Here is a 23,655-nt window from a genome sequence, read left to right as displayed (position 1 = left end):
TTCGATCTCCTTTAAAGAATGGCCCGCAGAAGCCGGGAATAGAGCACCAGGGCAGCGCCGAAAATCACGAGAATGATCATCGACAGCGTCGCCGCAAGCGGCCAGTTGAGCGTCACAATGGCCTGATCGTAGATTTCCGTCGCCAGAAGGAAGACGCGTCCGCCGCCGAGCAGCTTGGGGGTGATGAACGAACTGACGGCGAGAACGAAGGAAAGCAGGCAACCGAGGGCGACGCCGGGCATGGTGAGCGGCACGATGATCCGCCAGAATACCTTCCACGGCGATGCGCCGAGCGTTTCCGCCGCCTCTTCGACACGCGGATCGAGCCTGCCGAAACCCGCCAGCAGCGCCAGAATCATATAGGGCATCAGGATTTCGGTTAGCCCGATGACGACGCCGACCTTGTTGAACAGCAGCCGCACGCCGCTTTCGGCACCGAGCGCTAAGAGGATGTTGTTGATGAGGCCGTCATCGGCAAGGATCGCGATCCAGCCATAGGTGCGCACCACGGCCGAGGTGAGCAATGGCGAAATGACGAGCACCAGCAGCAGCGTCTTCCAGCGACCCTGCGCCCGGTGAAGATAAAGCGCGATGGGATAGGAGGCGATGAGTGTGAGAACCGTGATCAGAAGGCTTGTCAGGATGCTCTGGCCGATCAGTTCGATATAAAAACCGTCGGTCAGGGTGGACGACCAGTTGTCGAGCGTGTGGGCCTCCCCGAGACCGCCGCCGCCAAGGCTTTCACGGAAAGAAAGCAGGAGCAGGTTGAAGACGGGCATCACGAAGGCCAGCCCATTGACCGCAATGATCGGCCCGAGAAGAAGCGTTGCGAGAAACACCATGGAGGATGTGCGGCTGCCGGGAGCCGTGATCATGACCGCCGCTGTCATTGGCCTGCTCCGAAGACCAGCGTGTCCTCCACCCGCCAGACGAGGCTGACCGCGCTGCCCGCCGCCACAGGTGTTTCCCCGCCGGAAGTCGCGCGCTCCACCGACAATGTCTGTCCGCCCGCGGCGATCTCGTAGTGAAGGATATCGCCTGCATAATAGACATCGCGAACCTCACCGGCGATGCGATTGACCGGCGCTCCGTCGAAATCGGGTGCGGCGTCACCGGCAACCGTCATGGCCATGCGGTGCGGCCGTACCATAAGGTCGATGGTGCCACTGTGCGAGCCGGGCGCACGCAATACCGCATCCCCGACCGTGATGTGATCGCCGACGGCATTGCCGACCAGCCTGTTTGTGCGGCCGACGAAGGAGGCGACGAAAGCCGTTGCCGGGCGCTCGTAAAGATCATGCGGCGTGCCAAGCTGTTCCAGACGCCCGCCATTGAGCACGGCGACCTTGTCGCACATGCTGAGCGCCTCGACCTGATCATGCGTAACGAAGATGGACGTGATGCCGAGCTGTTTCTGAATGCGGCGGATTTCAGAGCGCATCTCATCGCGCAGCTTGGCGTCGAGATTGGAAAGAGGTTCATCGAACAAAAGGATGGAGGGCTGGATGACGAGTGCACGCGCCAGTGCGACGCGCTGCTGCTGACCGCCGGAAAGCTGGGCGGGGCGGCGGTCCTCGCGCCCTTCCAGCCGCACCATGGCAATCGCTTCGCGTGCACGCCGTTCCGCTTCGGCAGCCGGTACCTTGCGCATTTCAAGACCGAACATGACGTTCTTGAGAACCGTCATATGCGGGAAAAGCGCGTAGCTCTGAAAAACGAGGCCGATATCGCGCTTATAGGGCGCAAGCTGCGTCACATCCTTGCCGTCGATCAGGATCGAACCTGACGTCACGGGCGCAAGGCCGGCAATCATGCGCAGCGATGTCGACTTGCCGCAGCCGGATGGACCGAGGAAGGCAACCAGTTCGCCCTTGGGAATCTCGAGATTGAGATTATCCACGGCGACCATGGTTTCGTAGCGCTTGGTCAATGAACGAATCGAGAGGAATCCTGGCTGCATGATGTCTGAAGTTCCCATTCTGGCTTTTTGCCTTTCTCCAGAACATGTCCCATCCCGGCGGGTCGCGGACATGCCCTGTCCCTTGATCTATGCAATCGGGGCGGAAATTCACCTGCACTCTGCGCGGCGCTTTCCCTATGCAGGCCTTCGGGCCCCCACCCCTCCATCGATCCCAACACCGACGGAGGAAATGAGCCGGGGCCCATGCCGTTTCCGCATCCGCCCGAAGGGGATGCGGAAGTCTTGCCATTTTTCACGACAGAGACGCGAAAGCCTTAGCGGCTGAGCGGGATGACCTTGCGGCGCCAGTCCTGCGTGATCTGGTCACGAACCTTCGAGAGGCCGATCCAGTCGACCGGGATAACCTTGTCCATCGCCTTGACGACCGTGCGATCGCTGACATCGGGAGCCACCGTGGCCTTGGCGTTCGTCGGCGCATAATACATGGCGGCGGTGAAGGCGGCCTGGGCTTCCGGGCTCAGCGCGTAATCGATGAACTTGCGGGCCGCCTCGGACGACGGGCCGCCCTTGACGAGATTGAGCGTATTGATCTGCAGGATCGTGCCTTCCTTCGGAAGAACGACCTTCATCTTGCCCTTGGAACCATCGGCATTCACCTGGCTGCGGGCATTCCAGCCCACGCCCAGCGACACCTGACCGTTGACGACAGTCGGATAGACTTCCGGCTTCGGTTCCCAGGTCTGGACGTTCGGCGCGACTTCCGCCATGGCATTGATGCCGGCGTCGATATTCTTGATGAAGTCGGTGCCGCCATTCATGTGGTCCATGATGATGGTCGTACCGATACCGACGATGTCAGGAGCGCTCAGCATGGCGATCTTGCCCTTTAAGGCGCTGTCTTTGAGGGCATTCCAGCTATCCGGTGCGGTCTTGATTGCATCGGTATTGTAGATGAGAACGAGGTTGTCGAAAGTCACGCCGACACCGGCGACGCCTTCGAAGCGGGCGTTCGGATAGAGGTCGGCAACGTTCTTGGTAACGCTTTCATCGACCTTGTCGAACAGGCCTTCGTCCGTGCCGGTCTTGGCGACGGAGACGTCCATCAGCGCGATATCGGATTGCGGAGCAGCTTTCTGCGCACGCAGCGAGCCGAGCATGGCGGCAGAACCCTGCTGCGGGAAATAGTCTACCTTGATATCCGGGTTGGCAGCCATGAAAGGCTCGATGACGGCCTTGGTGTAACGCTCCTGGAAAAGGCCGCTATAGCCGAGGAACGTCACGGTCTGCTGGGCGTGCGCCGGCAGGGCGGCCGCGCCAAGCATGAGAATCCCACTCAGAAGTATCGATTTCTTCATTGTCCTGTTCTCCTCTATTGTTATTGGGAGTGGCGAACGGATCCGCCACCCGAAAGATTGTGTCAGGCGCTCAGCTTGGCCTGGACGAATTTATTGGCGCCGGAAATATCCGGCAGCTTCTCGCCGTTGCGCAGGCGCTCCAGAAGCACGATCTCGGCTTCCTGCATGCCGATGGCGCGTTCCGCCATGGCGCGGGCCTGGCTCGGATGAAGGGCGACAACGCCGCTTTCATCGCACAGGATCGCGTCGCCCGGATTGATCATCTGGCCGCCGACGCTGATCGGAACGTTGATCGCGCCTTCCAGACCAAGGATCTTGGTGGTGATCGGCGACGGGCCGCGGCACCACATGGGCATGTCGACCTTGGTGAACTCCGAGAAGTCGGTCGCCGGGCCATCGACGACACCGGCTTTGACGCCGGCCATCTTCATGGTGTTGGTGATGACACCGCCCCAGCAGGCGTGGCGGGTATCACCGCAACGGTCGATGAGAACGATATCGCCCGGACGCACAAGTTGCGTCAGATAGTGAAGCATGGTCGAATCCGCATTCGGGATGCGCAGCGTGACGGCGGTGCCCGCCACGCGCTTGCCCGGAAGAACGGCCCGGATTTCAGGATCGACGAAACCGGAATGAAGCACATGGCCGATCGTTGCGACTTCGACCTTTTCAAGAAGCTCGATGATGTCGGCGCCGATCTGTTCCGGCATGGGGTTGACGATAAACATTGGGTCTTTCTCCGATCAGAGAACGTGGTGGTTCGCCACCGGCACGTTGGCGCGCACCTTGGCCGAATAGTCGAAGTCGAGAGCGGCGCCGGCAGTTCCGACGGTGTCGGAGCATTGCGCGACGATGTGACCCCACGGATCGATGACCATGGAATGACCCCAGCAAGCCTTCTTGCCGCCCGCATGGGTGCCGATCTGGCCGACAGCGAGGAAATAGGTCTGGGTTTCGACGGCGCGGGCGCGGGCCAGCACTTCCCAATGGTCCTTGCCTGTCATCAGCGTGAAAGCGGCCGGCAGAACGATGACATCTGCACCCTTGTCCCGCAGGGCGCGGAACAGTTCCGGGAAGCGGATGTCGTAGCAGATGCCGCAGCCGACCGTCCTGTCGCCAACCTTGTAGGTCACGACCTCTTCGCCACGGGCAACGGAATCGGATTCGCGGTAGCTGATGCCGTTCGGCGTATCGACATCGAACAGGTGAATTTTACGGTAACGGGCGATCTGTTTGCCGTCCGGGCCGAAAACGAGCGTCGAATTGTAGAAGCGGTTGCCTTCCTTCTCGACGATGGAACCGGCATGCAGCGTGATCGCGTGCTTTTTGGCCAGACCCGAAAGCAGCGAGTAAATCTCGCCGCCGGGGAATTCTTCCCCGCTCTCATGCATTTCCTGAGGATTATCTCCAAGAAATGCGAAGTATTCTGGAAGAACAACAAGATCAGGACTATCCGCCTTGACTGCCTTCTCAATTAAATCGGCAGCAACCTTGAGGTTTTCTGCCTTGTCGTTCTGGGTATTCATTTGAACAAGTGAGACTTTCACGTTGCTCTCCTCTCATGTTGCGAGGAGAATTAAGAACGGGAACTGTTTTCCTGACAAACGGAAAAACTCTATCGAAACCCATAAGGTAAGCTTATAGATTAATCATTTTGCGTTGCAGCATAAAATTTAAGCTGCGGCCGTCATCCATTGCGTGGTGGTTTCACTGACGATTTCCGTCGCCATGTCGGCAATGGCACGGGCAAGCGCGTTGTCACCGCGTTCCTGATAAACCGTGTGGAAGGTAAGAGGCGGCACCGGCGGCGTGATGTCGAGAATACGCGCTTCGCCCGATTTGATGATGCCGTCCACCAAAACGCGCGGCAAGGCGCCCACCCCGACGGCCGTGGCCACAAGGCGCGTCATGATCGACAGCGAATTGGAATTGTAGATGCGGCTATCGGACAGTCCATGGGAATCGAGAAGCGCCCGCAACGCCTGATGCGGCTGCGAGCCGGTCGAGAAGGTAAGCAGCGGAAAATGCGCGATATCTTCAAGCGTGACACCGGTTTCCGGCAGCGGCAGTTCGACGGCGCCGACCCAGCAGGATTCGAAGGTGCAGAGCGGTGAATTATAAATATCCGCAGCCATGATCGGCCCCATGATGAAACCGACATCCACCTCGCCGTTCTGAATGCGCTGCGAGAGTTTCAGGCTGGTATCGATGGTCAGATCCAGACTGACACCGGGATATTGCTCGTTCACGCGGCGGATAAGCAGCGGCAGCCAGGCATAGACGATCGTATCGGCGGCACCTATCCGCACCGTACCCCTCAGCGCCTCGCGGTTACTAACGATCTGCCGGAATTCGCCGGTGAGGTTGACGATCTTTTCGGCATGTTGCAGCGCCAGACGACCGGCGGGCGTCAGGTTGACGCAGCGCACATCGCGCGTGAACAGCACGACACCGAGCTCCCGCTCCAAAGCGGCGATCCGGTTGGATACCGATGCTTGCGTTGTGTGCAAACGTTCCGCGGCTGCCGAAAAGCTGCTCAATCGGGCAGCCCAGAGAAAAGTTTCGAGGAATCGCGTATTCATGGGCTCAATCTTCTCGCATGGCTCCGCGATCCAGCTCCAAGTCTCTGGCTTCGTCTTGCCCTTGGCCTTTGTGGTTCAAGGGGCAGTATGTCCGATGCGCGCGCCCATAGGCAAGCGATCAAAGCCGACGCCTCCCTTTCTCAAGGGATTGCGCCGGCCGCGTTTGCAGGGTGGGAGAATAGCCTTGAGGCGACGGGATGGCGGGAGCCAACAGACGCCCGCCATCCCTGCCCGGTTCTTAGTGACCGCCCTTTGTGGCCGGCACCGGCGTGTTGAGAAGCTGCTGTTCCCAGAGATAGGCGATGCCGCTGCCGCCGAAGTGCTGGATGAGGATTTCGGTCAGTTCCTCGATATGCTCGGTGCGCGCCCAATCGCGCTGCCATTCACCGGCGAGCGCCATCACGGTCATCGGGTTCGCACCGGCCGCGATCATGCGCTGGATGGCAACTTCATGAGATTCCTTCGAAATCCCGCCCGACGCATCGGTAATCACGGTCACGTCCCAGCCTTCGCCGGCGGCCTGGATGACGGGCATTGCGACGCAAACCTCGGTCCACAGGCCGGCGATGATCAGTTGCTTACGGCCGGTCGCCTTGACGACGTTCACCACATTCTCATCCTGCCAGGTGTTCACCCAGGTGCGATCGATGACTTCCTGGCCGGGAAAAACGTCGGTAATCTGCTTGAAGAGAAGTCCGCCCCGCGCCGCGATCACGCTGGTGAGAACCGTCGGAACATTGAAGGCTTTTGCCAGCTTCGCCAATGCGGTCGTGAGGTTGACCACAGCCTGCGGATCGTGGCTGTTCAGGTTCGCGAGCTGATAGGGCTGATGATCGATCAGAACGAGGACGGAATCTTCAGGGCGGAGAAGTGAATCGAGGCCGTTACGAAAGGTCATGGGTTCATCCTATGTTGGCGGTTTATTGAAGCGCTTGCGCAAAGACATGCACCCCTTCGGGCGTTGCCGCGGGACGAAACTTGTCATTCCTGTTTATGATGCGGTAGTCCTTGTCAGCGCTGAGCTGTGTCGCAAAATGAGGAACGCTGAGTGGATATCGAAGATCTCCGGACATTCGTCGAAGTTGCAGATGCGGGAGGCGTCACTTCAGCCGCACTGCGGCTCGGCGTCTCCAAGTCGATGGTCAGCCGGCGGCTCTTGCGGCTTGAAGCCGAACTTGGTGTCCAGCTTCTGGCCCGATCCACACGCGGCGCTTCCCTGACAGAAGCGGGCGCAACCTTCAGGGACTATGCGGCAAGGATTTCAGCCGAAATCGATGTGGCGAGAGAAACGATTCTTCCGGCTGGCGAGCTCCGCGGGCGTCTGCGGATTGCTGCGCCGCTTTCTTTCGGCCCGACGCATTTCGCACGGGTGATTGCGCAAATGGCGTGCCGCTATCCCCAACTCCAGATCCAGACCTGTTACACGGATCGTTTCGTGGATCTGATCGCAGAAGGGTATGATTGTGCGATCCGGGTCGGCCACCTTCAGGATTCCAACCTTGTCGCCAGACGCGTCGGCCCCCTCTACGGAAGTTTCGTCGCCAGCCCAGACTATATCAGGGCCAATGGCTCTCCGGAGACACCGGAAGAACTCCTAACTCATCAGGCGCTCATGCAGGGAACGGAGACCTGGCAGGTGATGGATGGAGACAGAGTGACAAGCATTCGCCCACAGGGACGTTTCAAGGCCGACAACGGGGCCGCGCTCGCCGTCGCCGCAGTTGCCGGTTTGGGGATCGCCGTGTTGCCCGACGATCTCATCAAGAATCATCTGGACTCGGGCGAGCTGGTCCGCGTCATGAAGCGCTATCCGCCGCCGCCGGCGGGAATATTTGTCGTCAGACCGCCCGGCCAGCATCCGGCAAGAAAAATCCGGGTGCTGACCGAAATGCTGATCGAGTGCTTTGACCATGGCCCGGCGACAGCGTTCCGCTCCAATGCCGGGGGAAGCCCCCCGGCCGCCACCTGACCGGCACGTTTTAAAACCGAGCGCGCTCTATCCGTCACTCAGCAATGGGCTTCGGGAGAACCAGATCGCCGACGGTGTATGTGTGAAACTCGCTCCTGGAGACGGCGTCCAGTTTCCGGAATTTTTCGACGAATTGCGGATCGGAAAAGAACTCGTCGACATTGCCGGTTCCCTGAATGGCCTCGACATTGACGACCGTCTCTCCGTCGGTGCTTTTCGCAAGGCTGCTCCAGAGAAACCCTTCTTTTCGTTCGGCAACATAGTGAACGACATCCTGAATAATGGCGAAGGCTTCGTCCTGCTTTCCCGGATGCGCATGAATGACGTTGACAACGAAGGTTGTGGGAGCGGGAGAGCCCGCAAAAGCTGCGATAGGTTTCGTTTCCATGAGTTATCTCCATTTGAAGCTCGGGCCATTTCGGCCGCGACGACATCTGGATATCGGAAGCAAAATAGCGGATAAACGAGCTGCTATTCTTAACATACCGGACAAAAATTCCTTAATTGCGGCGTCATGGACAAGCTCGGAACACTCGGCATATTCATTCAGGTGGCGGAAGCGGGAAGCTTCGTGGCCGCCGGGCATCGTCTCGGCATCTCAGGATCAGCCGTCGGAAAAGCCATTGCGCGTCTGGAGGAGGAGCTGGGCGTAAGACTGTTCAATCGCTCGACGCGCAGCATGGCCCTGACGGAGGACGGAAGTTTCTTCCTCGACACATGCCGGCGCATCCAGTCCGAATATGAGACCGTGCAGGCGCAACTGTCGAGATCGCAGGCCGTTCCGCGCGGGCAACTTCGTGTGAGCCTTCCACTTGCGGGCATGCTTCTGATGCCGACGATATCCGCCTTCATGGAGGCGTATCCCGAAATCAGCCTCGACCTCGATTTTACCGATCGTCTGGTTGATGTCATCGAAGAGGGATTCGATGCCGTCATCCGAACGGGCGAGATCAGGGACACACGGCTGATGAGCCGCAAGCTCGGCACTTTCAGACACAGCGTCGTGGCGGCGCCTGACTACCTCAAGACGCATGGACGCCCGGAGGTTCCGGAAGATCTTGCCCGGCACCGCTGTCTCCACCATCGGTTCGCCAATTCCGGAAAGCTTGAGCCGTGGCCGCTGGTTCGCGAAGGACGCGAAATCAGGATCGATATTCCGGTCGCCACCGTTGCGAGCACGCTGGAGCCCCTGATCTACCTTGCGGAACGATCATTCGGGATAACATGCCTGCCCTCATTCGCGGTGACATCCGAAATCGCTCAGGGGAAACTGGTATCGCTGCTGGACGATTATATGGCCGACACAGGGACCTTCCGCGTCCTCTGGCCGACCAATCGATATCTCTCTCCAAAAGTCAGAGCATTTGTAGACTATATGGCCGCCAATCTTTTCGCCCGATGATCGCACCGACGGCAAGCGCTCAGTAAGCGCCGCGATAATGGTCCCTGATGAAGACGGGAAGATCGTTTGACGGCGGCGTAAAAGGCACCTGATACATCATGTCGCCGACAAAGCCGCGGTGATAGGTGCCATGATTGACGATATGCAGCACAATCTGCTCGCGGGTCATGACGCCTTCGCCTCCTCCGACAAATTCGAAATGAACGGCTGTCGCGAGGTCTACGTCCGCCCAGGTGTCGACCATATCGACATACCAGCGGTCCATTTCCTGAACGGCTTCCCATAATTCGTCAATTGCGGGCGTATGGTCAGTGTTGCGGGCGGTGTAACCGTGTTTCTTTCCTTGTAGATGATGCCTGAAAATATCGTCCACCACATAAACGTGGTTCAGCGTATGCACCATGTTTCCGAACCGCGTCGGCCTCTGCCGAAGGGCTTCACCTTCCGGCAGCTCCATCACGCTTCTGAAGGTCAACCCGTTCGCCCAGGCCTTGTAGCGTACCAGCATTTTCAGGGTGTCCGTTGCCGAGGCGGTGGATGCGTGAACGGGGCTGAGCGGCGCAATACCCATGCTGAAACTCCTTCGTATTTTTGAACTTCAAAAACGATGATCGGGTTGATCCGGCGCCGACGCCCCGGACTGGAAGCATTGGATGACGATCAGCGTACCGCGATCTTTTCCTGCAAGAGCCGGATGGCGAGATGCTGGATCAGAATGATCGTCTTGGCATCGCGAATATCGCCATGGCCGATCATCCGCATCGCCTCGGGCAAGGCGATTTCCAGCACGTCGATGTCTTCGCCCTCGTCCGCTGAACCGCCACCTGCCCCGACCTTATGTTTCTCGGCATATTCGCCGTAGAAAAAGGCGAGATATTCCGTGACCGATCCGGGGCTCATATAGATATCGAACAGATGCGTAAGTTCGGAAACCTCATAACCGGTTTCCTCAACCAGTTCCGCACGCATTCGCGTCGCCGGGTCAGCGCCTTCCAGCAGCCCCGCCGGTGTCTCGATCAGCGATTCCAGACCGCCATTCAAAAGCACGGGCAACCGGAACTGGCGGGTCAGCAGGACATTGTCGCTTGCCGGATTATATAACAGGCATGTCGCCCCGTTGCCGCGATCATATGCTTCCCGGGTCTGCCGTTGCCAGCTTCCGTCCCTCAGCTGAAGTTCATACTCATACTTGGTCAGCCGTCCCCAATCATCCGCCAATACGCGTTCGGAAATGGGGCGGTAAACACTGCTACTCATCAAATTCACCTCGTTTTCGTCTGTTTTTTCAAAGGCCTTGCAACCGGCCTTCGACATGCGTGCGCGTTTCGCCGCCAACCCATATCTGGCCGGCATCGTCGCGCGTCAGGTAGATGCGACCGTGGCGGCCAAGGCGCGTTCCCTGCGCCGCGACATAGTCTTCGCCAACCACGCCCGTCGCAAACAGCCATTGCGCCAGCGAGGCGTTGAGGCTTCCGGTAACGGGGTCTTCAACGATGACGCCCAGATGATCGCTGAAGAAGGCGCGAACCTCAAAGGCGGTCTCGCCGCCTTGCGCATGAGGGCCAACCACACCGATATCGATACGGCCTGGCCAATTGCGGGCCGGGTCGAGGCCAAGCACCTTTTCGGCCGATGCCAACCTGATTCCCAGCCAGCCGGGACCATTATCGATCCAGGCGGCATCGATGATATCGCAAGCCTCGATCCTCAAAAGCTGCCGCACCTCTTCCAGTTCCGCCGGCGTCGGTGCGCCGGAACGGATAAGCGGCGGCGCGGCAAAACAAAGTCGCCCATGCGAGCGCTGGATCGTGACCAGTCCCGCACCGCATTCCTGAACAATGGCGGTTTGATTTTTTGGCATGCCGTTGGCGCAGAGCCAGGCATGGCAGCTGCCCAGTGTGGGATGCCCGGCAAAGGGCAACTCCCTGTCCAGCGAGAATATCCTGACCCGGTAATCAGCCTGCGCATGGGTGGGTTGCAGCAGGAAGGTGGTTTCGGAAAGGTTGAACCAGCGCGTCAATCCCTGCATTTCATCCGTCGACAAAGCATCGGCGCCGATGACGACCGCCAGCGGATTGCCGGAAAGCGGCCCGGAGCCGAACACGTCGATCATATGGATAACAAGACTCATGGCATGGCTCTTTCAGTTGGGATTGATCGGCAACGCGGACGGCGGGGCTGTCAGCTCTGCGAGAGAAGCAATTTCAACCCCGCAACGGCAAATACCGCAGAAAGCACGGATTCGATCCAGCGCCGCAATCTGGTGTAAAGCGCAATCATCGAGGCGGTGGAAAAGAGAAGCGCATAGCTGCCGAATACGATGACGCCGAGAAGGGCGCAGCCGCCAACGATCGCCGGCAACATGCCCGCCGGCGCGTCCTCGCGAAACCCCAGCGACATGATCGCTATCCACGCCATGATCGCCTTCGGGTTTCCGATATGCATGACGAGACCCTGCCGGTAGAGCGCCCGATAGGGCGGCGTCGCACGCCCGGTATTCGTCCCCACAAGGTCGGAGACCGGCTTCAGGGCCGACATGCCCGCTCGAAAGGCCAGATACAGCAGGTAGACGCCGCCAAATATCTTGATGATGAAAAGCGCCTGGGCATAGGCAGCCAGCACGGCGGACATGCCCGTCGCAGCAAGGATCGCCCAGAAGAGCGAGCCGGTGATGACACCGGCAGCCAAAGCGAGGGCGGGCAGACGGCCATCGCGCATTGCCGTGCCCATGATCGCCATGTTGCTTGGCCCCGGGCTGGCGGTGGCGACGATATAGGTGCCGTAGACGAGGGCGATCTGGCTGGCGATCATTCCGATTTTCTCCAGAAGCAGGACACTTCCCCAGCACTATTGCTGGAGGTCTCCGCGATGAACGATGTGGACCTTGTTGCCGTCAGGGTCACGCAGATAGGCGCCGAAATAGCCGTCTCCGTAATGCGGGCGCGGCCCCGGACCTCCTTCATCCGTGCCGCCACGCGCAAGGCCGCCGGCATAGGCCATCTCCACCGCCTCTTTCGACGGCGCCAGAAAGGCGACCATGCCGCCGTTGCCAACCGTGGCTGGCTCGCCGTTGAAAGGACGATAGACATAAAAGCGGGGCAACGGTGAGTGTGCTGCCACCCAGCAAAGCGCCGCAGGCCCGCCATCCGGGGTAACGACCCGCCGCGTCAGGCCGAGCGGGACAAGCACGGCATCGTAGAAGCGTTCCGCCCGCTCAAGATCACGCGTTCCGACGGTTACATGGCTGAACATTCGATCCTCCAAGCGCCGGCATCATGGCCGATTGCCCGCCGTAAAGTGTGGATTTCAATCAGCGTCGTCATAGCCTATGTTACACTTGCTGTTTATTGAAATAGTGTAACGTGACACTTTTATCGAAGGTAAGGCTGTGCTGCTGCAATCCCCCTGGACTCCCCGTCTTGCAGATATTGAGGCGAATGCCGCAGAACGGCTGGTGCTTGCTCTTGCCGATGACATCATTGAGGGTCGGCTGACGGGCGGCGACCGTCTGCCCGCCCATCGCGATCTCGCATGGAAACTGGGGGTGGGGCTTGGCACGGTAACAAAAGCCTATTCAGTGCTCGAAAGGCGCGGACTGACACGCAGCGTCAAGGGCCGTGGAACATTCGTGGCGCTTCAGGAGGCGCACAAGGATCGGCAGTTCGACCTCTCCTCCAATGCGCCGCCGGCCACGCTCAACGCCCGCATTCTGGCCAAGACGCTAACGGGGATCGCCCGCAGGATCGATGCGGATCACATCAATCTTTACGCCCCGCCCACCGGACATCTGGAACACCGCCGTCTTCTGGCCCACTGGCTAGAAACGCTGGGTCTGACCGTCGATCCGTCACATCTGGTGCTGACGAGCGGCGCCCGCCAGGCGCTGGCCCTGGCCTTCGATCTCGCCTGCGGCCCGAAGGGCCTGCTCCTGACCGAACGGATCACCTATCCCGGCGCGATCGCACTGGCCCGGCGTAAAGGATACCGGATGCAGGGTGTTGAAATCGATGCCGAAGGCATGGTGCCGGAAGCGCTTGCCGCAGCGCTCGCCGGCACGGCGTCGCGTGACGGCACAGCAGTCTATCTGACGCCGACGCTGCATAATCCGACAACCGTCACCATGGGCGCGGCGCGGCGGCAGATCATTGCGGATATTTGCCGCCGGGCCGGCGTATGGATCATCGAGGACGGCGTTTATGCGGCATCGGCAGAGGCCTTGCCGCCGCTCGCCTCATTGGCTCCTGAAATCTCGTTTCATGTGAACGGGCTCTCCAAGTCCCTTGGTCCCGGCCTGCAGATCGGCGTGCTTGCATTACCGGCAGAGCTGCACGACACCGCCGAAGACCTTCTGCAGGACATGCCGATGGCCCCATCCGCACTCTCCTGCGCGGTGGTTGAGGATTGGCTGACCTCCGGCATCATCTCGTCAATCCAGCGGGATCTACGCCATGAGGCCCGCCGGCGCTCCAGCCTGGCGATTTCACTGCTCGGCACGAACCAGCTTGGCTCGCATCCCGATGCATACAACGTCTGGCTGCCGATGGAACGCGACGCCGCCAATCGTTTCGCATTCGCCGCTGCGGCAATGCGTATCAAGTTGACCCCTCCCGAATCCATGCTGGTGAATCCCGGCGATCCGGCGAGCGGTATTCGGCTCTGTCTCGGCAACCCGTCATTCGACGATCTCACGGAGGCGCTGACGCTTCTGGCGGGACTGCTGAAGCGTTGGCCTTGAGGCCATCGGCAAATAAACGACGATACGAAAATTGCATGGAAGCGACCGTATATGATGAGTGATCACCCGCTTGTGCCGGACCAGAATGTGTGGACCCCCTGGAGCCCTGCCGAACTGTCCCAGCGACTGGACGGCGTATCGCGGCCATGGTGCGTTGTCGGCGGCTGGGCTCTCGATCTGTGGCACGGGAGCAAGACGCGTGAACATGACGATCTCGAATTCACGGTCCTGCGCGAAGATCTGGGTATTTTTCGCCGGAAACTGGGTGACATGGAGTTCTATACCGTCAGCGATGGCGTTATCGAACCGCTGCCAGCGGACCAGCACCCGGCTCCCGAGATTTTTCAAATATGGTGCTTCGATCGCCCTGCCGGGTGCTGGCGCGCCGATATGATGATCGAGCCGGGGACGAATGACACCTGGGTTTACAAGAGAAATCCGGAAATGACGCGGCCGCGGATCGAAATGGTGTCGCTGACCGCAGACGGCATCCCTTATCTCAATCCCTCCGCCGTGCTTCTGTTCAAGGCAAAGCACAGGCGCCCCAAGGACGAGGACGATTTCGCAAGAGCCCGGCCAAAGCTACCTCTTTCGGAACGCCTCTGGCTGCGAGACTGCCTTGACCGCCTGCACCCGGGTCACGACTGGGTACGGGCGCTGCGCCTCCCGAAGGCCCACTTGCGGTTAAACCGTTCGCAAAACGCCAGAAACGCCTCATTTTACGACTTTGATCGCCCAATGTTTAGTCAAACATCGGAGGCGCATCTGTTTTATGCAGCATTACCTATCTAAACGAATAGGTACTGCGCTTTCAAACCAGCCATACTACCCACCCAAAAGAGTGAAGCCCCTATTCGCCTAAGCTCTTTCGTCCGGCGGCAAGCCGATGCACCGTAAGGCATCGGAACAAGCGGCGCAGTCACCGGAGGCTCGGCAAGCGTCGGATACGCAACTTCAGGCCTGGTTTTGCCCGCATATGCAAGTCGTTGCGGTGCTGAAGGAGATATCGAGAATGCGTGACGTCCATGTTCGTGTCGTATCCCCCATCGTAACGCGCGGCTTTCGCAAACTGGCGGATCTCAAGGCGCTGGAATATCCCGGCATCAGCCTTTCCCACGCCGAAATAGCCACCGGGCCGGGCTCGATCGAAAGCGAGTTCGAGGCGGCGATGTCCGTTCCCGGCACCCTGCTTGAAATAGCCCGCGCCGAACGTGAAGGCGTCGATGCCGTCATCATCGATTGCATGGGCGATCCCGGCCTGCGCCCGGCCCGGGAGATTTCCGGCATGGTCGTTCTCGGGCCATGCCAAACCGGCATGCATGTTGCTTCCATGCTGGGACACAAATTCTCCGTCATTACCGTCATGCGCCGCCTGATCCCGTCTTTTGAAAACACCGCCGCCCTTAGTGGCCTTTCCAGCAAGCTGGCCTCAGTGCGCAGTGTCGATATTCCCGTGCTGGATCTCGAGGCGGACCTTGCCGCCACCGCCCGCCGCCTCGTCGAGGAAGGCAGGAAGGCGGTGGAGGAAGACGGCGCGGAAGCCCTGATCTTCGGCTGCACCGGCCTGATGGGATGCGCCGCCGGCCTGCGTGAAGGGCTGCTTGCCGAGGGCATCGACGTTCCCGTCGTCGATCCCATCCCGACAGCCGTTTCCATTGCCGCCGGCCTCGTCCGCGCCGGCCTTTCCCAGAGCAAGACGACCTATCCGGCGCCACCGGAAAAGGAACTGATCGGCTACGACGCACTGCACAGGGCCATGTTGCCGCAAGCGGCCGAATGACGGGAGATCACGCAACATGGCGGTATCCGCAATGACGACAACGGACAAGCAGATGGACGGCCTGCCCCTCGCTCAGGTTTCGCCGGCGCGAAAACGCTTCGATGACGGTTTCGGCTTCTGGCTGCTCCTGCTGCCCGCCCTGATTTTTTTCATCGCCTTTTTCGTCGTGCCCACCGCCTCGCTTTTCGCCCTCGCCTTCAACAAATCGGTGGCCGGCGTCATCACATTGTCGAGCGCGATCACTTTCGACAATTTCGTGCGCATCTTCACCCGCGCCATTTATTACGAGGCCATCCTGCGTTCCGTCGGCATTGCCGCCGTGGTGGCGCTCGTCTGCCTGGTGCTCGGATATCCGCTTGCCTATGTCATCGCGAAAACGGTCAATCCCGGCCGTAACACCCTGCTGATGATCCTCGTATTATCGTCCATGCAGCTCGACATGGTCATCCGGCTCTATGGGCTGATGGTACTTCTGGGCGATAACGGTCTCATCAACGGCGCACTCATCCGCATGGGCATCGTTTCGCAACCGCTGCCGCTGATGTACAACATCTTCGGTGTCGTGGTCGGGTTGGTGCAGATCACGCTGCCTTTCATGATCCTCTCCCTGATCGGTATCATCAAATCCATCCATCCGGCGCTGGAAGAAGCAGCCAGATCGCTCGGTGCCTCCCGCACGAAGGCCTTCTTCTCCATCGTGCTGCCGCTTTCCATGCCGGGAATTCTGGCGGGCACGCTGCTGGTCTTCGCACTCGCCATTTCATCCTATGTCGTGCCGGCGCTGATGGGCGGCTGGAAGGTCATGGTCATGCCGATCCACATCTACCAGCAGGTGGCGGAAACCGGACGCTGGCAATTCGGCGCGGCAATCGCCGTGGTCCTCTTCGTCACCAGCCTGATGGCGATCGCCGTCTATCACCGCGCTGCCATGCGCACCACGGGAGGGCGCAGCTGATGCGTGAGGAATCATCCATTCCGCTTGTTTTCAGGCTTCTGTCGGTCCTGACACTGACCGTCCTGCTGGTGCCAGTCATCATCGTCATCCTGTCCGGCCTGAATGCCGGCGACTACCTGACCTTTCCGCCGCAGGGTTTTTCCCTGCGCTGGGTCTATGCCTTCCTGACCTCGCCGACCTTCCTCTCGGCCTATGGCGTTTCCTTCCTCGTTGCCGGCATCTCGACAGCGATTTCGACGGTACTAGGCACCATGGCGGCCCTTTTCCTGACACGGTCGTCCAGCCGGCTTGTCGCACCTTTGCGCGCCTTCTTCATGATGCCCATCGTCCTGCCGGGGGTGGTGCTTGGCCTTGCGCTCTATGTGTTTTACGTCACCACCGGCATCGGGCTCGCGCGGAGCATGACCGGGCTTATCATCGGCCATGTCATCGTCACCTGCCCCTTCGTCATCGCCACGGTCACCGCCGCCCTCGTCGGCTTCGACCGCAGCCTGGAAGAGGCGGCGCGCTCGCTCGGGGCGTCTCCCTTCACCGCTTTTCGCCTCGTGACGCTGAAGATCATTTCGCCGGCCATCTCGGCGGGCACCATCTTCGCCTTCATCATTTCCTTCGGCCAGTTCGAGGTGACGCTGTTTCTCTCGACGCCAAACCTGCAGACGCTGCCGATGGCGATGTATGTGGCGCTGCGTTACGCCTTCGAACCCACTGCGGCTGCGGCAGGCATATTCGCCATCCTTCTCGTCGTCGTCTCGATGGTGGCGACCTCCAGGCTCATCAATCTGAAGCGCATTTTCGGCGGCTAGGGCTCCGCCGGACATTCAATGAAATACCCGTATCCATAGATTCAAAAACAAGGGGAACATGGACATGACAGGAATGACATTCGATCCCGGCCGCCGCAGGCTCCTCAAGATGGGTGCTGCAGCGGCAACCTTGCCGCTCTTCAACATCAACCACGCCTTCTCGCAGGATGTGACCTATGACGGTTCCGTTTTCGATGCCGGCGGCGCGGTGTTGCGGATAGGCGAATGGGGCGGCCCCTGGGGCGAGCTGGTGCACAAATATCTGCTGACCGACTTCGCGAAAGATTTCAACTGCAAGATCGAATATGATTCCACCTGGCCGTGGTTTCCCAAATTCGTCGCCAACGGGCCGAAGAAACCGCCGCTCGACATTACCAACTGGAACCTGCCGGAAATGTTCAAGACGGCGGCGGCGGGCGATTTCTTCCACACGATCGACGAAATCCTTCCCAACCTGCCGAACGGCAAAAATCTCTGGCCATTTGCCACTTCGAACGGCGTCGGCGTCACCTGGGCCTTCAACCAGTATGTGCATGCCTACCGCACCGATCTCGTCACGCCGCCGCCGACCAGCTTCAAGGACATGTGGAAGCCGGAATTCGCCGGCAAGCGCGGCACCTACATCACCTCCAACACGCTGCAGATGGACTTCTTCCTCGTCGCCTGCTCGCTGTTTGGCAAGGATCAGTATGATCTCGATGCCGGCTATAAGGCGATGAAGGAATTGATGCCCGCCAAGATTTCGGATTTCACCGGCAACATGCAGACGCTGATGGATCGCGGCGAGGTGGTCATCGCCGTGCAGAGCGACGCCGAACCCATGCAGGCCCGCGACAAGGGCGCGCCTTTCGCCGTCATGTACTGGAAGGAACTCCAGCCGATCCTGACCCAGACCTACACGGTCAGCCGCTATTCCGAGCCGACCCAGAAGAAGCTTGCCTATGCGCTTCTCAACCGGGCGCTGGAGCCGTCCTTCATGACCAATATGGGCAAGGAATTCTACCTGCGCCCCACCGTCTCCAACGCCGTCCTGCCGGATAATCTCGTCAAGGCCGGTATCGTCAACAGCGCCGACGCCACCAAGGATTTCTGGCTGCCGGACTGGAAGGCCTATCTCGAAAACGAAGACGAGATCGTCGAGACCGTGAACGAAATCTTCGCGGGTTGACCCTCGCACCCACAGAACGTCGTGGCCGGTTCCGCCGGCCACGTCCCAGAGGGAAAGGACAACGGAAGCCGATGTCGGATATTCAACTGAAAAGCCTCGTCAAATCCTATGGCGACAATGTCGCGGTCGCGGGCATCGATCTGCATATAGAACAGGGCGAGTTCTTCTCGCTGCTGGGACCTTCCGGCTGTGGCAAGTCCACGACATTGCGCATGATCGCCGGTTTCATCCGCCCATCATCGGGGCAGATTCTGATTGGATCGGACGATGTCACCCATCTGCCGCCGGAAAAGCGCGACATCGGCATCGTCTTCCAGAACTATGCGATTTTTCCGCATATGAGCGTGGCGGAAAACATCGCCTTCGGCCTGAAGCTGCGAAAGAAATCCAGAGAGGAAATCGACAGCTCCGTCGCCTTCGCGTTACGCCAGGTCGGGCTGATGGGATATGAAAACCGCTATCAGCGCCAGCTTTCCGGCGGCGAGCAGCAGCGTGTGGCCCTTGCCCGCGTGCTGGTTACCGAACCGCGCATCCTGCTTCTCGACGAACCGCTTTCGGCGCTCGACAAATCGCTGCGGGAGGAAATGAAATACTGGATCAAGGATCTGCAAAAGAAGCTCGGCATCACCACCGTTTATGTGACCCACGATCAGGATGAGGCGCTCACCATGTCCGACCGCATCGGTGTGATGCAGAAAGCCAGAGTCGAGCAGGTGGGCACCCCGCAGGAAATCTACGAGAGGCCGAAGACGCTTTTCGTCACCACCTTCATCGGCCAGTCCAACGTCATCGACGCCACAGTGAGGGGCCGCCAAGGCGAAAGTCTGGTGGTCAGCTTCGGCGACACCGTGGCGCTGACACGTGTTCCCGCCGAAGACTTCGCCGATGGCAAAGCCGTCAAGCTCGTCGTCAGGCCGGAAAACATCATCATCGGCGAGGCCGGCACCGGCGTTCCGGCAACCGTCATCTCTGAAACCTATCAGGGCGCCCTTGTCCGCTACCATCTTTCGGTCGGCGGGCAGGATATCGTCGCCGAACGGCAGAACCAGTCCCATCTCGCCAGGCTGTCGCCCGGACAGGCGATCGGCGTGACATGGGACCCGGAACGATCCGAAGTCTTGGTGGCCTGAGACCCGGCCACCGGAACCAGAAAATCGGGAAAGGATGCAATGTGCGGCGACTATCCGCGCAGGCGCCCTTCCCTTGTCTATCGACAGGAGAAAGACATGCGTATTGGCATTGATGTGGGTGGCACGAATACCGACGCCGCCCTTATGGATGGGGCAGCGGTCATCGGCGCCTGCAAAAGCCCGACAACGGCCGATGTCGGCTCGGGCATCGTGGCGGTGCTGAACAAGCTTCTGGGCATGACGGGCGTATCCGTCTCGCAAATTCAGGCGGTGATGATCGGCACGACCCATTTCACCAATGCCGTGGTGGAGCGCAAGCGCCTGCTGGAAGTCGCCGCCATCCGCCTCGGCCTGCCTGCCACCAAGGGCCTGCCGCCGCTGACCGACTGGCCGAAGGACTTGGCCGACACGCTTGGCCGCCACACCTTCATGCTGCGCGGCGGACATGAATTCGACGGGCGCACCATCGCGCCTCTCGACGAAAAGGGGTTGATGGAGGTTGCCGCCACCGTGCGCGAACGCGGCCTGAAGACGGCGGCCATCACCTCGGTTTTTTCGCCGGTCACGCCGGAAATGGAGCTTCGCGCCGCCGAAATCCTGCGCGATGCGGTTCCTGACATCGCCATCTCGCTCAGCCATGAAATCGGCAGGGTCGGCTTCCTCGAGCGTGAAAACGCCTCGATCATGAATGCCTCGCTGGCCGAGCTTTCCCGCAAGGTCGTCTCCTCCTTCCGCAGCGCGCTGAAGGAGCTCGACATCAAGGCGCCCTTTTTCATCAGCCAGAACGACGGAACATTGATGTCTCCCGACTATGTGGAGCGTTATCCCGTCCTTACCTTCGCCTCCGGTCCCACCAATTCCATGCGCGGCGCTGCGATGCTGGCCGGTGTCAAGGAAGCCATGGTGGTGGATATTGGCGGTACGACATCGGATGTCGGCATGCTCGTTCACGGTTTTCCGCGAGAATCGGCGGTTGCCGTCGATATTGGCGGTGTGCGCACCAATTTCCGCATGCCGGACGTGCTGGCCATCGGGCTTGGCGGCGGCTCGCTGGTGCGTGACGAGGGTAAGCGCATCGGTCCCGATTCCGTCGGTTACGAGATCACCAGCAAGGCGCTGGTTTTCGGCGGCGATACGCTGACAACCACGGATATCGTCGTGGCGGCCGGGCTGGAGGATATTGGCGACCGCTCCCGCGTTGCGCATATTCCCGCAAAAACCATCGAAACCGCACTCGACACCATGCATCGCATGGTCGATGAGGCCGTGGATCGCATGAAAACCAGCGCCGATCCTCTTCCCGTCATTCTGGTGGGCGGCGGCTCCATTCTGGTCTCGCGCGATCTGCCTTCGGCATCGAAGGTTCTGAGGCCAGAAAACGCCTCCGTCGCCAATGCCATCGGTGCGGCCATCGCGCAGGTGGGCGGCGAGGTGGACCGCATCTTCTCGCTGGAAGGCACCTCGCGTGACGCCGTTCTGGCAAGCGCCAAGGCCGAGGCTTCTGAACGGGCGGTAAAGGCGGGGGCGACTGCAGCCTCCGTCAAGATCATGGATATCGAGGAAGTGCCGCTTGCCTATCTGCCCGGCAGCGCCACCCGCATCCGCGTCAAGGCGGTTGGCGACCTGGTGATCGGTTGAGGACATGGCGATGAAACTCACACGCGAACATCTTGCCGATCTTGCCGTCGGCGCGGCTTTTCTCGGAACCGGCGGCGGCGGCGATCCCTATGTCGGGCGCATGATGGTACAGCAATGCCTTGACGAAGGCTGCGAGGTCGAGTTGATCGACCCCAGTGAATTGCCGGACGACAGCCTCGTCATCCCGACAGCCATGATGGGTGCGCCGACCGTGCTGGTGGAGAAAATCCCGTCTGGCGAAGAGGCCATCTTCTCGCTCCGTCGCCTTGAGAAACGGCTCGGCAAAAAAGCCGGCTACACCATGCCAATTGAGATAGGCGGCATCAATTCCACCATTCCGCTGGTCGTCGGCGCCCGGCTCGGTCTGCCCATCGTCGATGCCGATGGCATGGGGCGCGCCTTCCCGTTTCTCGAAATGGAGACATTCGGCGTTTACGGCATATCCGGCTCCCCCATGGCGGTGAGCAACGAGTGGGGCGATTGCGCGCTGATCGAAGCCGTCGATAACAGGCAGATGGAATGGCTCTCCCGCGCCGTCGCCATTCGCATGGGCGGCTGCGCCTATATTGCGGAATATGCCATGAGCGGCGCGGAGGTGAAGCGCACGGCAATTCCCAATACGCTGACACTGGCGATCCACATCGGCAAGGTGTTGCGCAAGGCGCAGGAGGACCACATCAATCCCATCGAGGCGCTTCTCGGTTTCCTGCCATCCACGCTTTACCGTTACGGCCGCGTCATCTTCAAGGGAAAGATCGTCGATGTGATGCGCGAAACCAAAGCCGGTTTCACCATTGGCCGCGCCCGCATCGAAGCCGTCGCACCGTTCACCTCGCAGATGGAAATCGAAATCCAGAACGAGAACCTGATCGCAAGGCAGGATGGCAAGGTAAGAGCCATCGTGCCGGACCTGATCTCGATCATGAACACGGAAACCGCCGAGCCAATCACCAGCGAAAACCTGCGTTACGGCCAGCGCGTCACCGTGGTCGCCGTCTCCGTGCCCGAGATCATGCGCACCCCGGAAGCGCTGAACGTTTTCGGCCCGGCCTGCTTCGGCCTGAAGGAACCCTTTACCTCCATCGAGGAGATCGACTGACATGGCAATCATCACGGAGCAGGACATAGACGATCTGGCCGTCGGCGCGGCCGTTCTCGGCACCGGCGGCGGCGGCGACCCCTATATCGGCAAACTTCTGGCCAAGGCCGCCATCGAAAAATACGGGCCGGTCGATCTGATCGCACTCGACGCGGTGCCCGATGGCGCAGCCGTCGTCGCCTGCGGCGCGATGGGAGCGCCCACCATCCTCATCGAAAAAATCCCCTCCGGCGAAGAGGGCGACCTTGCGCTTGAGACCTATGAGGACCACACCGGCATCGATGTCGGCGCCATCATTCCCTTCGAGGCGGGCGGCATCAATTCCATGATACCCATCGTGCTGGCGGCCAAAAAGCGCGTGCCCGTCATCGATGCGGACGGCATGGGCCGCGCCTTCCCGCAGCTTGAAATGGAAACCTTCAACGTCTACGGCGTGCCGGCAAGCCCGGTGGCGGTGGCCGACGAACGCGGCAACCGCGTGCTGATCGAGACCGAAGACGCCGCAAAGGCCGAGTGGCTGGCCCGCGGCGTGACCATCCGCATGGGCGGGCAGGCCTATATCGTCAATTACGGCATGGATGGCGAAACGGCAAAACGTGTTTCGGTGCCCGCCACCATGTCGCTCGCCATCGGCATTGGCCGGACCCTGCGCGAGGCGGCCGCAGGGCATCTCGATCCGGTCAGGGCGCTTGTCGATTTTTTTGCGGGCACGCATTACGGCCATGCCGAAATCATTACCTCCGGCAAGGTCTGCGATGTCGCCCGCAAGGAGGAAAACGGCTGGTCGGTGGGGATTGCCACCATCGAACCCTTCGACACCTCGAAACCGAAGGTCAAAATCCGCATCCAGAACGAAAATCTCGTCGCCGAGGAGGAAGGTGGCCGCGTGCTGGCAATCGTCCCCGATCTCATCACCGTGCTCGACATCGACACGGCCGAAGCCATCACCACCGAGAGGCTGCGTTATGGACAACGCGTGAACGTGCTTGCCGTGCGTGTGCCGCCCATCATGCGCACGCCGGAAGCGCTTGCCGTCTTCGGTCCCGCCGCCTTCGGCCTGCCGCAAGCCTATCGGCCACTCGGCTCTTGACGAACGCCCGGCATCAGGCGCTGATAAT

24 protein-coding genes and 1 pseudogene are annotated in these 23,655 nt (G+C 60.2%); 12 read left to right on the top strand and 13 right to left on the bottom strand.

The features are described from left to right. Positions 1-11 precede the first annotated feature (11 nt). From ACQZ60_RS20055 to ACQZ60_RS20025, 7 genes are all read right to left on the bottom strand, one after another. A complete protein-coding gene (locus tag ACQZ60_RS20055; RefSeq protein ID WP_003521979.1) occupies positions 12-890 on the bottom strand; it encodes an ABC transporter permease in 879 nt (292 codons plus the stop codon). Further along, on the bottom strand, positions 887-1,960 hold the full coding sequence (locus ACQZ60_RS20050; protein WP_020812345.1) for an ABC transporter ATP-binding protein: 1,074 nt from the start codon (positions 1,958-1,960) through the stop codon (positions 887-889). The genes ACQZ60_RS20055 and ACQZ60_RS20050 overlap by 4 nt, the downstream gene beginning before the upstream one ends. A gap of 275 nt (positions 1,961-2,235) precedes the next feature. Continuing rightward, the gene (locus ACQZ60_RS20045; protein ID WP_035261025.1) at positions 2,236-3,276 is read right to left on the bottom strand and encodes an ABC transporter substrate-binding protein; all 1,041 of its coding nucleotides are present in this window, start codon (positions 3,274-3,276) and stop codon (positions 2,236-2,238) included. 62 nt (positions 3,277-3,338) lie between these two features. Next, entirely contained in the window at positions 3,339-4,004 is a 666-nt protein-coding gene (locus ACQZ60_RS20040; RefSeq protein WP_003521976.1) for an RraA family protein, read from the bottom strand. 15 nt (positions 4,005-4,019) lie between these two features. Further along, entirely contained in the window at positions 4,020-4,802 is a 783-nt protein-coding gene (locus ACQZ60_RS20035; protein ID WP_448736065.1) for a carbon-nitrogen hydrolase family protein, read from the bottom strand. A gap of 147 nt (positions 4,803-4,949) precedes the next feature. Beyond that, entirely contained in the window at positions 4,950-5,858 is a 909-nt protein-coding gene (locus ACQZ60_RS20030; protein ID WP_020812348.1) for a LysR family transcriptional regulator, read from the bottom strand. Between the two features lie 238 nt (positions 5,859-6,096). After that, positions 6,097-6,756 carry a hydrolase gene (locus tag ACQZ60_RS20025; protein ID WP_269312848.1) on the bottom strand — a complete coding sequence of 220 codons (660 nt, stop codon included), beginning with the start codon at positions 6,754-6,756 and terminating at the stop codon, positions 6,097-6,099. A gap of 150 nt (positions 6,757-6,906) precedes the next feature. On the opposite strand from ACQZ60_RS20025, the gene ACQZ60_RS20020 reads away from it, so the two are divergent. Beyond that, complete coding sequence (locus ACQZ60_RS20020) at positions 6,907-7,827, top strand: LysR family transcriptional regulator (RefSeq protein WP_448735972.1); 921 nt, start codon at positions 6,907-6,909, stop codon at positions 7,825-7,827. A gap of 34 nt (positions 7,828-7,861) precedes the next feature. Here the strand turns inward: ACQZ60_RS20020 and ACQZ60_RS20015 are convergent, their stop codons facing one another. Further along, entirely contained in the window at positions 7,862-8,215 is a 354-nt protein-coding gene (locus tag ACQZ60_RS20015; RefSeq protein ID WP_003521971.1) for an antibiotic biosynthesis monooxygenase, read from the bottom strand. A gap of 126 nt (positions 8,216-8,341) precedes the next feature. Here ACQZ60_RS20015 and ACQZ60_RS20010 point away from each other — a divergent pair, with 126 nt between their 5' ends. Continuing rightward, positions 8,342-9,229: a LysR family transcriptional regulator gene (locus ACQZ60_RS20010; protein ID WP_448735971.1), complete on the top strand. Its 888-nt coding sequence runs from the start codon at positions 8,342-8,344 to the stop codon at positions 9,227-9,229. A 19-nt stretch (positions 9,230-9,248) separates the two neighbouring features. Here ACQZ60_RS20010 and ACQZ60_RS20005 read toward each other — a convergent pair whose 3' ends face one another. The 5 genes from ACQZ60_RS20005 to ACQZ60_RS19985 all read right to left on the bottom strand — a co-directional run bounded on the left by ACQZ60_RS20005 (position 9,249) and on the right by ACQZ60_RS19985 (position 12,481). After that, entirely contained in the window at positions 9,249-9,800 is a 552-nt protein-coding gene (locus tag ACQZ60_RS20005; RefSeq protein ID WP_448735970.1) for a DinB family protein, read from the bottom strand. Positions 9,801-9,889: 89 nt separating this feature from the next. Further along, positions 9,890-10,486: an NUDIX domain-containing protein gene (locus ACQZ60_RS20000; protein WP_448735969.1), complete on the bottom strand. Its 597-nt coding sequence runs from the start codon at positions 10,484-10,486 to the stop codon at positions 9,890-9,892. Positions 10,487-10,514: 28 nt separating this feature from the next. Beyond that, positions 10,515-11,360 (bottom strand): PhzF family phenazine biosynthesis protein, encoded by an 846-nt coding sequence (locus ACQZ60_RS19995; RefSeq protein ID WP_448735968.1) that lies wholly within the window; start codon positions 11,358-11,360, stop codon positions 10,515-10,517. 50 nt (positions 11,361-11,410) lie between these two features. After that, positions 11,411-12,040 carry a LysE family translocator gene (locus ACQZ60_RS19990; RefSeq protein ID WP_080853727.1) on the bottom strand — a complete coding sequence of 210 codons (630 nt, stop codon included), beginning with the start codon at positions 12,038-12,040 and terminating at the stop codon, positions 11,411-11,413. 36 nt (positions 12,041-12,076) lie between these two features. Further along, positions 12,077-12,481, bottom strand: coding sequence for a VOC family protein (locus tag ACQZ60_RS19985; RefSeq protein ID WP_448735967.1), 405 nt, complete (start codon positions 12,479-12,481; stop codon positions 12,077-12,079). 136 nt (positions 12,482-12,617) lie between these two features. Here ACQZ60_RS19985 and ACQZ60_RS19980 point away from each other — a divergent pair, with 136 nt between their 5' ends. The 10 genes and pseudogenes from ACQZ60_RS19980 (at position 12,618) to ACQZ60_RS19935 (ending at position 23,627) form a co-directional block, all read left to right on the top strand. Next, entirely contained in the window at positions 12,618-13,964 is a 1,347-nt protein-coding gene (locus tag ACQZ60_RS19980) for an aminotransferase-like domain-containing protein (protein WP_448735966.1), read from the top strand. A 54-nt stretch (positions 13,965-14,018) separates the two neighbouring features. Then, positions 14,019-14,624, top strand: a pseudogene (locus ACQZ60_RS19975) (nucleotidyltransferase domain-containing protein); the annotation flags it as partial. Between the two features lie 352 nt (positions 14,625-14,976). Continuing rightward, positions 14,977-15,744: an aspartate/glutamate racemase family protein gene (locus ACQZ60_RS19970; protein WP_003521962.1), complete on the top strand. Its 768-nt coding sequence runs from the start codon at positions 14,977-14,979 to the stop codon at positions 15,742-15,744. A 16-nt stretch (positions 15,745-15,760) separates the two neighbouring features. After that, a complete protein-coding gene (locus ACQZ60_RS19965) occupies positions 15,761-16,699 on the top strand; it encodes an ABC transporter permease (protein WP_020812359.1) in 939 nt (312 codons plus the stop codon). Next, positions 16,699-17,502 (top strand): ABC transporter permease, encoded by an 804-nt coding sequence (locus ACQZ60_RS19960; RefSeq protein WP_080853733.1) that lies wholly within the window; start codon positions 16,699-16,701, stop codon positions 17,500-17,502. The genes ACQZ60_RS19965 and ACQZ60_RS19960 overlap by 1 nt, the downstream gene beginning before the upstream one ends. 64 nt (positions 17,503-17,566) lie before the next feature. Further along, positions 17,567-18,670 (top strand): ABC transporter substrate-binding protein, encoded by a 1,104-nt coding sequence (locus ACQZ60_RS19955; RefSeq protein ID WP_448735965.1) that lies wholly within the window; start codon positions 17,567-17,569, stop codon positions 18,668-18,670. Positions 18,671-18,741: 71 nt separating this feature from the next. After that, positions 18,742-19,800 (top strand): ABC transporter ATP-binding protein, encoded by a 1,059-nt coding sequence (locus ACQZ60_RS19950; RefSeq protein ID WP_448735964.1) that lies wholly within the window; start codon positions 18,742-18,744, stop codon positions 19,798-19,800. 96 nt (positions 19,801-19,896) lie between these two features. Beyond that, entirely contained in the window at positions 19,897-21,438 is a 1,542-nt protein-coding gene (locus ACQZ60_RS19945; RefSeq protein WP_425645143.1) for a hydantoinase/oxoprolinase N-terminal domain-containing protein, read from the top strand. A gap of 4 nt (positions 21,439-21,442) precedes the next feature. Continuing rightward, the gene (locus tag ACQZ60_RS19940; RefSeq protein ID WP_448735963.1) at positions 21,443-22,537 is read left to right on the top strand and encodes a DUF917 domain-containing protein; all 1,095 of its coding nucleotides are present in this window, start codon (positions 21,443-21,445) and stop codon (positions 22,535-22,537) included. Between the two features lies 1 nt (position 22,538). Continuing rightward, the gene (locus ACQZ60_RS19935) at positions 22,539-23,627 is read left to right on the top strand and encodes a DUF917 domain-containing protein (protein WP_080853737.1); all 1,089 of its coding nucleotides are present in this window, start codon (positions 22,539-22,541) and stop codon (positions 23,625-23,627) included. The last annotated feature ends 28 nt before the right edge of the window (positions 23,628-23,655 follow it).

The sequence above is a fragment of the Agrobacterium sp. 22-223-1 genome (assembly GCF_053522385.1).
Note: the sequence above shows the minus strand (reverse complement) of the source record. Positions and strands in the feature narration are given on the sequence as shown.